This is a genomic window from Novosphingobium chloroacetimidivorans (genome assembly GCF_014204535.1).
In the GTDB taxonomy this organism is placed as follows: domain Bacteria; phylum Pseudomonadota; class Alphaproteobacteria; order Sphingomonadales; family Sphingomonadaceae; genus Novosphingobium; species Novosphingobium chloroacetimidivorans.
Genome location: NZ_JACHLR010000042.1, coordinates 1 through 11,688, shown reverse-complemented (window position 1 = coordinate 11,688; position 11,688 = coordinate 1). Strand labels below are relative to the sequence as shown.

Sequence of the window (11,688 nt, the reverse complement as noted above, 5' to 3'; positions counted from 1 at the left end):
AAAAGCACCTGTTAACCGACCGTTCATGGTCGCCCCTGCCCCACGCAAGCTCATTTTGCTTTTTGTCGTAGATTGTATCTAAGCAAAACTATTCTCGACGATGCGAGGTTTCATTACGACAAAATGCACCCCGCTACGGAACATCAGAGCTCATCATGGTAGCCACGTTTGAACGGCAGAGGATTGATGATAAGTTTGATTGCTGCCGCACCAATATCAGCCTCCCCGCGGCGAGATTGTGCCGAGGGAGGCGCGGAGATTCGTTGGAGATAGCACCGCTCCTCATCGCGACTTTTCATGCAAGCGCGTACACACAACACGCGGCGTACCAGATGCAGGTGTATGTGAGCTTGACGGCTGCAATGTAGTTATGGGAGCACCTGTCGTACCGCGTCGCGGCACCCTCGAATGGCTTGATGCGGTTGAAGAACCGTCCGACGAGGGCGCGCTGGCGGTAGATTCAGTCCGAAAAGGCAAAGCGCTCCGTACCGTTAGAACCGCTCGCGATGTTGGCCAAGGCTTTCTGGCGGAAGGCAGCGTTGCCCATCGCGTTGCTGTCGTAGCCTTTGTCAGTCAGCAGCATTGCACGCGCTGCTATGGTTGCGAGCAGCGCCTCGGCTTCCGCACTGTATTTGCCTTGCCCCTGGTCACGCGCAAAGCAATGGAACTGCCATCAGCGTCGACGAGGACGTGAGTATTGCTCGTGAGGCTATTCGGAACGTTCCGCTAATCATAGATCCCCCTTTACCCACCGCACCATGCTCGTCGACGCGGACAACGGCGGAGTCGATCATGACGATCTCGCCCACATTATCGGGACAGGCGGCAGACGGCAGACGGTAGCCGATCCCGCACCCCGGCTTTCCGCCATCACAAGAATCGATCGTCGATCGTTGACCGCCGCTAGTGCTCGGGCATCTCTGCATCCGGTGAGCTTTTGCGGAACCGCGAGAAAATACCGTTCAGCAGCCGGCGCTCATCAACACGCAGCTTGTTGAGCACCAGCGGCTCGATCATCAACCAATGTCGATCTGTCATCTCGTACGGTCGTCAAGCGCCCGAGCTACCAAGACAATGTAAGTTCCGGATCAGCGCGGCGCGCGAAGCGCAACACGGTTAATTAGTTTAGCGCCTGCTTGCACTGATCAGAGCCGAAGTGCATACTGGCGCGGGTGTAACATGAGCTGGCGTCGATGGGACGGAGGGCAGTTTTGCGCCCGTACATTTTTCGAGTGCAACGTTGAGATGAATGCTGGTAACTTGCAGCGGCGCTGCCACACGGGGGCGACAACAGACTGTAGCGCGTGCCGACGTGTGCCGGACATCGACGCAGGCTGGATCGCCGATCAGCTTGCCCAACCGAGCGGCTCTCCGGTCCTAGCGGCTATCCCCGATGGCGCGCGCGTCTTTCGGCTCCGCGGCGGATCATCAGCGATACCTGAGATGGGCGCAAAATTAGGACTATTGCCATGCTGTCGCTGGCTGCTGGCACCATGCTGACCCCGCCACCCTCTGCCAAGAGGCAGGCCAGCGAAGCGGTAGCGATGGAACGTGCGCGCGCGACGACATCGTCGTCAGCGCGACCCGGACATCGTGGTGACCTCTGCAGCGATTGGATGCAACGCGGCGGAGTGCGCCCATTGAATGGGGAAACGTTGAAGACGATCTGGTCCAGACAATCAAGGAAGCTGCAATACGTGCCTAACGTGATCGTGCAACCCCTGTAAGGGTGACAACACGCGGCTTTCAGCCTGCGGCTCGAGCCGGTCGCGCGCATCGCGTTCGCGTGTGCTGTCCGGGCGCTGTGAACCACTATCCACACGATGCACTTGGGTCTTTGAGGAAGGCAGCGTAGCTCATTGAGCCTTGTCCATCAGCCAGTGTAGCTAGCGGTCGTCGTCGCGCCTAGGACTTATCGAGAGAAGTGTGACACTTCATCGGTTTAGGTCGGGGTAGACTGTCACCATCGGTCATGTGATCCACTTGACCAATTGGCAATTCACATCCTGCTCATTGTGCCTGATACCTTCCATCCAGCAGCTAGATCTGCTCAGCGTTTCCGGCAGAGCCGTCGAATTTATTGGCAGGTTAATCATGAGATAGGGCGCGCATGCCCTGCGCTTGGACGATAGATAAAGAGCATCCAAGAATTGAGCCCTGGCGCCGTAAACCGGCCTGAGGTACTGCAGCGCCTCGCCGATGTATCGGCCCTCATGCGCTACACGTTCATGGCCCGAACTCGATATTGCGGGTTGCTGATGCGATTGGTGGGCCGCGCCTCACGTGCGTGAGGAGAAGCGCCTGGCAATCATCCGAGACTGCAATGCGTCGGTTCCCATTTTACAATGATTGAGACGTCCCGAGATAGTACGCGGAACCCCTCCACGATTCCGCTCATCATGGAAGTGCTCTAGTCAAGCGTTCAAACGTGATAACGATCAGTGCGCGTGAAAGGACCAAGATGACTGAGCAGGAATTCAATGACCGGCAGGCCCTTATACGGACTTTGCGGCACTATTCGTCACGTCTTATTGCCATGACCACCGATCCAGAAGGTGTTCGGCTCAGCGATGCTATTGGAGCGGTGGCAGATTTTGTCGAAACGAGCCGAGTACTGCCGTCCCCCAAGCGAACCGAAGCGCTACTTCAGGTTCTCAGCGATGCGGCCGAGCGCCTTAAGGTAGATACGAACAATTGATGGTCCGCCGCCTGGCAGCACCGGTCCCGTGCGACAGCATTCATTCCTTTGCCTTGCACGGGCACGCATGGTTCCCTGTGCACGCACGCGGCTAGCCTTTCATCAGATAGACATTTCTTGTATGCCGCAGTATATAAACCATCGTAGCGAGTCACCGAAAGCCGATATTGCGATCGAAAGCGCTTTTCTAACCTGGCGCGAAGCTCTCCAACTGAGATCTCCAGCTTCATATGACATCCTTAAAGAGAGGCATTTAGGTTAACAAGCCAATATGCCGCAGCCAGATGCTAATGAATGCGAGCTAGACCGAGGCGGTGAAGTTCTCGTGTCGTTTGTCATAATTGGGAACGGTTGCGCGGAACTGCCTGAGTTTTGCTGAAGAAGCGGTTGCAGTAGCGGCGTACGAAGTTGCTGAAAATCAGCCGACGCTTGCGGTGGAACATGGGCTTAATGTTGGCCCATGCACCGTGTGCCGCCATGTCGATCCTGAGTGCATCGCTGCCATAGGCGCGCGGCGAGCAACGCGTCGCCGTCGGCAAAAGTCTCGAGCATGTCGGCGGCGCTGCGGCCATCGTGAGTCTAACCCGTGGTTAGCTCTATTGCGATCGTCATGCCATTGGCGTCCACCAGCGCGTGATCTTCGTCATCAGGCCGCCGCACGTACGACCGATGCATCAGCACCTCCCTACTTACGGTCGTTGGCGCCATGCTGGTGAACCCGGATCGAAGAGGCGTCGATCATCTACACGTCGCCCTTGTGAGCGGCTGACCCACCTTCCAACATCATCTGCCAGTGCTCCGCCTGCCGCCAGCGGTTCAAGCGGTTTGATCAAGTCGTATGCGTTAGATCGCACTACGAAGGCCGTACAGCACGCTGCCGTGCGTAGCCGCCAGAAGACGCCGTTCCGCCCGGCGATCATCTACTTGCTTCTCACGCACCTTTGTCGGCCACAACGGCTCAATCACCGACTACACCAACTCCGTCCGCTCAAACCATGCCATGCCCGTTTCTTTGCCGGAGAAAAGACCCATCCGCAGCCCGTTGCAGGCTGCTGTTGTAGAATCATCGCGTAATTGCGGCTGCTTCCTCCGACCTCGGCTGAGGCGCACACTTCTGGTTGTCGAGTCCTGAAGGAACGAAGCAGCCATGAAGCACCATGCCGGATTGGACCTATCGATGAAAGCACGCAGCTCTGCATCGTTGACGAAACCGGGCGGAAGCTCGTCCGAAAAGGACGAGAGCACTCCGGAGGCGATCGCCACGCTGCTAGAGCGCTATAGCGCGATTGAACGGGCAGTGATCGAGACCGGGCGTATGTCGCCGGCGATCTGCCTTGGTCTTCGCGAACTGGGCATCCCGGTGGTGTGCATCGATGCTAAACAAGCGCCCAGAGCCTGAAGGCGATGAAGACGAACAAGACCGACCCGCACAATGCCGCCGGGCTCGCCCAACTGGCACGGACCGGGATCTACAAGGACGTGCACATCAAATTACCCGCAGCGCATGACGTGCGCGGTGTGATCACCGCGCGTGGCCACTTGGTGCAGGGGCGTGTCCGGCTCGACAACGTGATCCAAGACCTTTGCGCCAAATTCGGCAATCGGCCAGGTGCCGGCCAGGGAAAGCCATCTCTCCAACGGATTATGCAGGCCGCTCATATCCCGGGCCTTGGGGAAGCCATCACATCGCTGCTGTCGGTACGCGCCGAGCTGATGGAGCAAGGGGAAACGGACCGCCGCCTTTGCTGCTGCCATCGATCAAGCGAGCCGCTCCCTACAATCGCACTATGCCGGCGCTTACTTCGGCCTCGTGCCCCAATGCCGTTGATCTGGCGAGCTCGACTGGACTGGCAGGATCACCAAGCAAGGTGACGGTACAGTGCGCAAGCTTCTGTACGAAGCGGCGAACTCCATCCTGACCCGGAGCAGGGAGACCTTTGCCCTGAAGACATGGGCCATGAACATTGCCAAGGGCCACGGCCTCAAGGAGGCCCGTGTCGCCCTTGCCCGCCGCCTCGCCGTCATCATGCATGCCTTGCTAGGGTCAGGACCTATTAAGTTGCTTGCGGCGGCTTGGCTGAGCTGATTCAAGGTGCGGCGGAGGTGCTGCATGGACGAGCTGCTTTGGCTGAGCGAGGCGCAGATGCGGCGGATTGAGCCGTTCTTTCCGCGGTCGCATGGTGTTCCGCGCGTGGACGACCGCCGCGTTTTGAGCGGCATGTTGTTCGTGATCCGCAACGGGCTGCGCTGGCGCGACGCGCCGGGCGGCTACGGCCCGCACAAGACAATCTACAACCGCTTCATCCGTTGGAGCCGGATGGGCGTGTTCGACCGCATCTTTGCCGAGCTCGCCAAGGGCGGGGACGGCGACCAGCTGATGATCGACGCCACCCACCTCAAGGCGCACCGCACCGCCGCCAGCCTGCTCAAAAAGATTCCATGGCCGCGGGGTGGCGCTAGTTGAGGCAGACTGGGCCTTCTCGCTTTGTGGTGAAGGAGATTGCCCGTGTCCATTCCGTCCCATGCCGCCGTCAGCACGCAGCTGAACGCGATCTTCGTCTCGCTCGAGTTGAGCCGTTCCACTTGGCTGGTAACGTCGCTGTCGCCGGGTCGCGGCAAACGCATTTCGCGCCATCAGGTAAAGGGCAGCGACATGCCGGCGTTTCTGGAGCGGTTGGCGCAGTTGCAGGCGAAGGCGCGGGAGCGGACGGGCGAGCAGTATCCGCTGGTCATCATCCAGGAGGCAGGGCTGGACGGCTTCTGGATTCACCGCTGCCTCATCCGCGAAGGCATCGAGAGCCACGTCGTCGATCCCGCCACTATCGCGGCCTCGCGGCGCAGCCGGCGCGCGAAGACGGACAAGCTCGACGGCGAGGCGCTGGTCCGCACGCTGCCTGCCTACAAGCGCGGCGAGCCGCGGATCTGTGCCATGGTGACGGTGCCGAGCGCAGAGGATGAGGACCGCCGGCGCGTCTGCCGCGAGCGGCGCTCCCTGGTTGTCGAACGCATCTGGCACGTCAACCGCATCAAGGGCCTGCTGTTCGCGCAAGGTGTCGGCGATTACGAACCGCTGCGCACGAACCGGCGCGCGGCTGGAGGAACTAGTCACCGGTGACGATCGGCCGCTGCCTTCCCATGTGAAGCGCCAGATTGAGCGCGAGTTGGATCGGCTGGAGCTGGTCATGCGCCAGATCAAGGAGGTGGAGCGCGAGCGCGACGCGATGCTGGAGGCGGCGACGGACGAGGCACCTGAGCCGGCGAGCGCCAGGCTGCTTCAGCTGCGCGGCATCGGCCCCGAGTTTGCCGGCGTGCTGCATGCCAAGGCGTTCTTCCGCAGCTTCGGCAACCGTCGGCAGGTCGCCTGCTATGCGGGCCTCCCGCCATCGCCATGGCAGAGCGGCAACATGGACTGCGAGCAGGGCGTATCCAAGGCCGGGAACAAGCGGCTGCGCACGACCATGATCCAGGTCGCCTGGCTATGGCTTCGGCATCAGCCTGAGTCGGAACTGACCCGCTGGTACGCCGAACGGGTGCAGGCGAACGGTGGTCGTATCAAGCGCGTGATGATCGTCGCGCTCGCCCGCAAGCTGCTGATCGCGCTTTGGCAGTTCAGTTCGACCGGCGTCGTGCCGAAGAGCGCGCTGCTGAAGGCAGCCTGAGCGAGTCACTTATTCCGAGTTCCCGCAGGGCATCGCCCTGCCGGATCCAGGCGGACGGACCGTAGAGCCCTCTTGTCTTCACTCGCCGACAAAAACGTTGGTGTCGTCTTCCTGAGCCAGATCCGACGCAAGCGGGATTGTGGTGCAGCCGCGTACGAGCGGCGACCGGATGTGAGGTTAGAGCGGACCGGTTAGCGGGACGCTTGTAGCAGCAGGCTCAGACCATGGATCTGCCAAACGGAAGATTGCCAATGTTATAGTGCCGCGGAGCCTTGACCCGATTATCCCCATGTGAGGGGCCCTACCCCGCTGCATCGGGCGCAGCCGCGGCGGCTTGACCAGCAAGCTTCACGCGGTATGCGACGGCCAAGGCCGCCCCATCCTGCTCCGCCTGACGGCCGGACAGACCAGCGACTACAAGGGCGCAGCGATGATGATCGACGCCCTGCCGGCGGCCAGAACCATGCACGCCGACCGCGCTTACGACGCCCGCTGGTTCCGCCAGGCTCTCGCCGATCGCGGGATCACGCCCTGCATCCCGCCGCACGCCTCACGTAAGATCCAGCACAGCTACGATCGCACCCTCTACAACCAGCGCCATCGCATCGAGAACATGTTCGCACGGCTGAAAGACTGGCGCCGCATCCACACCCGCTACGACAGATCCGCCGACACCTTCCTCTCAGCCATCACACTCGCAGCCACGTTCCTCTTCTGGCTCAATGAGTCCTGACCCTAGTTGAGACTGCCTGCGCGACCCTAGGATGGTCAATGCGAAATTGCGGTATTTTCCAAGACTTACGCGGAAAGGCGCAGCCACGCTCCCCTTATCGGCGTCGGCGAAGTTCTTCGCCTCGCGTAATTAGCCGCCAACATGCCGAATGCGGCTATTCTCGTTCCAAGGATGCGTCCCGTATGTCGAGTGCGGCGACGATGCATTTCGGAGTGCCTCAGATCGAACTAGGGACCCAAGAAGCACCGGCATCGATCGTTATTTGCGGGGTAAGCGCCCTGCGAAACAGAAGGCTTCAAGGATTACGCGGAGCCTAAGGGGAAGCTCTTAATCATTGTTGAGTAGAGCTGCCGTCGAATCGGCACGGCCCTTGCAGACCGTGACTACCATGGGGATCTATCGAAGATGTGTTGTGCTTGATGCTCTTCGCCGGAGTGTTGGTTGTAACGTCCCTCAACGCTGCGGCTCTCCATCGTCGTGCGCGCAGGTTAATGAGGCGAGATGAAGTCGCTAAGTCTTTGTTTTTAGCTCTATCGACACTTGCCACGGTAGTTGCGGCGGAGGTCCAAATTGCTGCGCTTATCGCCCGCATTTAGGTTTTTGGTGTTACGCGCAAATGGTAATCTGTAAGTTAACAAGGCGACAACGAAAGCTTCAGAGTTAAGCCTTACACACCCTCGTGAGTGTCGGCGTAATTGCGACATCAATCCAGACGGGGGTCGGACGTGCGTAATCTCTTGCTTGAGCGCCTTAGGCGGGATCAACGTGGCAACGTCATGTTTATCACGGCCGCAAGCGCAGTCGTGTTCATCGGGCTTGGTGGGAGCGCGCTCGACATCAGCCGCATGTACTTGGTGAAGAGCCGCTTGCAGCAGGCATGTGATGCCGGCGTGCTGGCCTATCGCCGATCCATGCAGGGCACCAACATCGTTCCAGGAAAGGCCGGCACCAACGACACGGCACAAGCCTACTTCAACGCCAACTTTACCTCAGGCAAGTACGAAACATCGAACGTCAGCTTTCCGGAGCCGACAGTTGACGCCAATGTCGTCGTGCATGGAACGGCGACCGTCACTACGCCTATGACGCTGATGAAATTGTTCGGCTTCGAGGACGTCCAGATCGAAGCGAAGTGCGACGCCCAACTACAACTGCCCAATACGGATGTGATGTTCGTCTTAGACACCACCGGCTCTATGAACGACATCAATGCTGGCGACAGTGAAAGCAAGATTGCCGTGCTGCGCAAGGCAGTAACAAGCTTCTACAACACGCTGGAGAGCGCAAAGGTCGCGGGCACCCAGGTGCGTTATGGCTTCGTGCCCTACTCCAACACCGTTAATGTCGGCATGCTGCTAAAGCGCGATTGGATGGTCGACAGCGCTACTTACCAGTCTCGCAAGTTCGACGTGCAGAAACAGGAGGCGACCGGGTCTACGCAGGGCCAGACCGTCACCACTTATACCGGCTGGACGCCAAACGCCCCTTCCACGTCAAGCACGAGCTTCGGCAACTCGGAAGCCTGTGTCGCGCCTGCGAACACGGCGACTGCGACGAACACCTCTAACTCGGCTTGGAACCCAGACGCTACTTCCTTGCCCAGATCACGTACTAACACCCGCACATACGGCGGTGACACCTACTCGGCCAGCATCAACTCGAGCGGTCAATGCGTCATCACCAAGACCAGCTACTCAACCACGACACAGACGCGCACCGAAACTATAGACAAGAATTCGAACGCGGGCCAAGCCAACACAGCCACGCGCAATTACTGGTGGTACCAGCCCATCAGCTACGACGTGCGAGCCTTCAAGGGCAATGCCGCCAACGGATTGATGGCAGGTGGCAAGGTCGACTTCCCGGTAAACACTCCTTCTTCCACGGATAACACCAAGGCGGCCAATCAGCCCTTCACCTTCGGTAGCAGCACCGCCTGCATCGAGGAGCGAAAGACGCTACGTACGGGAGAGACGGGAACGGCCTGGGACATGGACGTGGACAGTGCGCCCAACCCTGCGGATGCTGATACGCAATGGCGGCCCTTCATCCCCTCCATTGTGTTCGCTCGCTCGGTTACCGGCTACGGTGGGACGCCGACCGGCTGGAGCATTCCAGCGGTTTATTCCTATACCGACTACATCCGTCTTTCGAGCCAATCATCTTTGTTCAACGCATGCCCCAGCCCGGCGCGCAAACTGCAGACCTCGACCACCCTGACAACGTCAGTCCTCAAGACCTACCTCGATGGCCTGCTGACCCGCGGATACACTTACCACGATATCGGCTTCCTCTGGGGCCTGCGCCTGATCTCTCGCGAGGGCATTTTCGGTTCCGAGAATGCCACTGCCCCCAATGGCAGCTCCATTGGCCGCAACATCATCTTCATGACGGATGGGGATACCGAGACCCATTTTCAGGCATATGACGCTTATGGCTTATCGGCATTGGATCGCCGCCGCACGAGTGCGTCCAGTCTACCCAGCGACTCCGACCAAGATGCCATCGTCGAGGACCGGCTGAGCAAGTACTGCACCATTGCGAAAGGTCAGAAGGGTATAACTGTCTGGGTCATCGCATTCGGCACCTCGCTAACTTCCCTGTTGGAGAACTGCGCCTCGCAAGGGCGCGCGTTCCAGGCCGACAATGCGGATGAGTTGAACGCCACCTTCGCAGAGATCGCGGCCAAGATCGCACAGCTGAGGCTGACAAAGTGAAGTCGGCCCAGATCGCTTTAGCGCGGGACGAACGCGGCGCGGCGCTGGTGGAGTTTGCACTGATAGCGCCGGTATTCCTGCTGCTTGTGCTTGGCGGGCTCGATCTTTGCCACACGATGTACGTGCGATCGGTCCTGACAGGGCAGCTTCAGAAAGCCTCCCGCGACTTCACCCTTGAAGATGCGGCCTCGGCCACAAGGCAGGCTGCGATCACAGCGGCCGTAGAAGCAGCGGTTCAGCAAACCGCCCCTGGAGCCCTGGTGACGGTGACTCCAACTTGGTACCATAACTATTCGGGCGTAGCCAAACCTGAGGAGTTCAGCGACGGCAACCATGACGGGGTCTGCAATAACAAAGAGGCCTTTGTGGATACCAATCGCAATGGCCGCTGGGACTCGGACAGTAGCGGCCCGGGTCGGGGAGGCGCCAAGGATGTCGTCCTACTCACTGCAACTGTCGCGTATGATCACCTGCCGCTTGCCGCCATGTTTACGGGTGACTCCAAGGTGGAGTTGGTAGCAAAGACCCTGCTTAGAAATCAGCCCAACGATCAGCAAGCAGAAGCCGCTGCGGGCGTTTGCTCATGATCACGAGTATGCTTCGAGCGTGGAGGCGCTTCACGCGAGATCGACGCGGCGTCTCGGCAGTGGAATTTGCCATCTGCCTGCCGTTTCTCCTTCTTGTCACCCTCTGGTGCGTAGAGTTGGCAAACTTCATTCTAGTGCGGCAGCAAATCAGTCAGCTTGCGCTCCAGGTCGCTGATAACGCTTCTCGTATCGGCACGCAGAATAACGTTCAGACGCAGATCGATGAGAGGCAGATCAATGACTTGTTCACCGGCGCCAATCTGCAGTCCGGATCTCTGGATATTTCCAGACACGGCCGCATCATCCTTTCCAGCCTAGAGGTCCAGCCCGATCCACCGAAAGGGCAGTACATCCATTGGCAGCGCTGCTTCGGAACGTTGAGCTACGCTTCCACTTACGGCGTGACGGGCGATGGCGAAGGAAACAGCAGCTTCAAAGGCATGGGCCCAACAGGCAGCAAGGTAACGGCACTGCCCGGTGTCCCCGCGATGTTCGTGGAGATTGCTTACACCTACCAGCCTATCATCTCACATTACATCGCACCTAAGGAGCCGATCCAGGAGATCGCCACCGTGCTCGTGCGCGACAATCGCGACACAAGCGGTCCTGGCGTGAACCCGGTCAGCGGGGTCACGGCGTCACAGTGTCAAACATCTGCCTGATCGCGGCCGAGGTGCGCGCCAGACCCCGTGGGGCTGGAGCCATGGTCATGATGAGCACACCCCGCAAAGCCAAGCAGGAGCCCCGCTGAGCGCGTCGGCCTGAGCAGCGCCGTCGCCCGCCCATCGCCTCCTGAGATCGCCTCTGTTCCCCCTGCCTGCGCCGCCCCTGCATACCATCGCGCATGAACCTCGGGTCCTACCTGGGCGATCTTGCGGGGGTAAACGCTGAGGAACCGCGTTTTTCGAGCCCCAGCCCGGGGTGGGGTTCGGATTACTTAGAAGAAACAGTTTCAGCAGCATGCGGGGACGAGGCTGCCCTCACGCCTGAGGGCACGGTAACAATGACACGTCAGTCTGCTCCGATCTTTCGACCCGGGCGGCACACCCCAAGCTCTTTGCATCTTTCACATCGCCACGCCCAAGATGGACAAGCCTCGTGACAAAGGACATTCAGATGCGGAAGCTGGTAAGTGCGCGGTGTGGGAGTGGCTAGGCCACGTTGACAAAGTGGATTCCCAAGCAGGCTGACATCTGATGCAAAGCTGCTCTTTGCGGGAGTGGCAATGGCTCGGGGTGATTTGACAGACGAGGAATGGGAAGTGATTGCGGGACTGCTGCCATCGGAACGTGGC

The 11,688-nt window shown here is 59.6% G+C and carries 10 protein-coding genes and 2 pseudogenes; 10 read left to right on the top strand and 2 right to left on the bottom strand.

Translation table 11 applies throughout. The features are described from left to right. Nucleotides 1-460: 460 nt before the first annotated feature. Nucleotides 461-583: a hypothetical protein gene (locus HNO88_RS23125; RefSeq protein ID WP_376768798.1), complete on the bottom strand. Its 123-nt coding sequence runs from the start codon at nucleotides 581-583 to the stop codon at nucleotides 461-463. Nucleotides 584-2,461: 1,878 nt separating this feature from the next. On the opposite strand from HNO88_RS23125, the gene HNO88_RS21120 reads away from it, so the two are divergent. Further along, nucleotides 2,462-2,698 (top strand): hypothetical protein, encoded by a 237-nt coding sequence (locus HNO88_RS21120; RefSeq protein ID WP_184250639.1) that lies wholly within the window; start codon nucleotides 2,462-2,464, stop codon nucleotides 2,696-2,698. Nucleotides 2,699-3,033: 335 nt separating this feature from the next. Here HNO88_RS21120 and HNO88_RS22125 read toward each other — a convergent pair whose 3' ends face one another. Then, entirely contained in the window at nucleotides 3,034-3,270 is a 237-nt protein-coding gene (locus tag HNO88_RS22125) for a hypothetical protein (protein WP_221420158.1), read from the bottom strand. A 575-nt stretch (nucleotides 3,271-3,845) separates the two neighbouring features. Between HNO88_RS22125 and HNO88_RS22120 the strand changes: the two genes are divergently transcribed. The 9 genes and pseudogenes from HNO88_RS22120 (at nucleotide 3,846) to HNO88_RS21080 (ending at nucleotide 11,056) form a co-directional block, all read left to right on the top strand. Continuing rightward, a complete protein-coding gene (locus HNO88_RS22120) occupies nucleotides 3,846-4,097 on the top strand; it encodes a hypothetical protein (protein WP_221420157.1) in 252 nt (83 codons plus the stop codon). A 5-nt stretch (nucleotides 4,098-4,102) separates the two neighbouring features. Further along, nucleotides 4,103-4,570 (top strand): hypothetical protein, encoded by a 468-nt coding sequence (locus tag HNO88_RS22115; RefSeq protein WP_221420156.1) that lies wholly within the window; start codon nucleotides 4,103-4,105, stop codon nucleotides 4,568-4,570. Beyond that, nucleotides 4,554-4,784, top strand: coding sequence for a hypothetical protein (locus tag HNO88_RS22110; RefSeq protein WP_312857151.1), 231 nt, complete (start codon nucleotides 4,554-4,556; stop codon nucleotides 4,782-4,784). Before HNO88_RS22115 ends, HNO88_RS22110 begins: the two co-directional genes overlap by 17 nt. Nucleotides 4,785-4,808: 24 nt before the next feature. After that, nucleotides 4,809-5,132 (top strand): annotated as a pseudogene (locus HNO88_RS21105) (transposase); the annotation flags it as partial. A gap of 66 nt (nucleotides 5,133-5,198) precedes the next feature. Further along, nucleotides 5,199-6,357 (top strand): annotated as a pseudogene (locus HNO88_RS21100) (IS110 family RNA-guided transposase). Nucleotides 6,358-6,670: 313 nt separating this feature from the next. Then, on the top strand, nucleotides 6,671-7,090 hold the full coding sequence (locus HNO88_RS21095) for an IS5 family transposase (RefSeq protein WP_376768799.1): 420 nt from the start codon (nucleotides 6,671-6,673) through the stop codon (nucleotides 7,088-7,090). A gap of 776 nt (nucleotides 7,091-7,866) precedes the next feature. Continuing rightward, complete coding sequence (locus HNO88_RS21090; RefSeq protein WP_184250633.1) at nucleotides 7,867-9,807, top strand: Tad domain-containing protein; 1,941 nt, start codon at nucleotides 7,867-7,869, stop codon at nucleotides 9,805-9,807. Next, a complete protein-coding gene (locus HNO88_RS21085) occupies nucleotides 9,804-10,394 on the top strand; it encodes a TadE/TadG family type IV pilus assembly protein (protein WP_184250630.1) in 591 nt (196 codons plus the stop codon). Before HNO88_RS21090 ends, HNO88_RS21085 begins: the two co-directional genes overlap by 4 nt. 59 nt (nucleotides 10,395-10,453) lie before the next feature. Then, the gene (locus HNO88_RS21080) at nucleotides 10,454-11,056 is read left to right on the top strand and encodes a TadE/TadG family type IV pilus assembly protein (RefSeq protein ID WP_184250627.1); all 603 of its coding nucleotides are present in this window, start codon (nucleotides 10,454-10,456) and stop codon (nucleotides 11,054-11,056) included. Nucleotides 11,057-11,688: the final 632 nt, after the last annotated feature.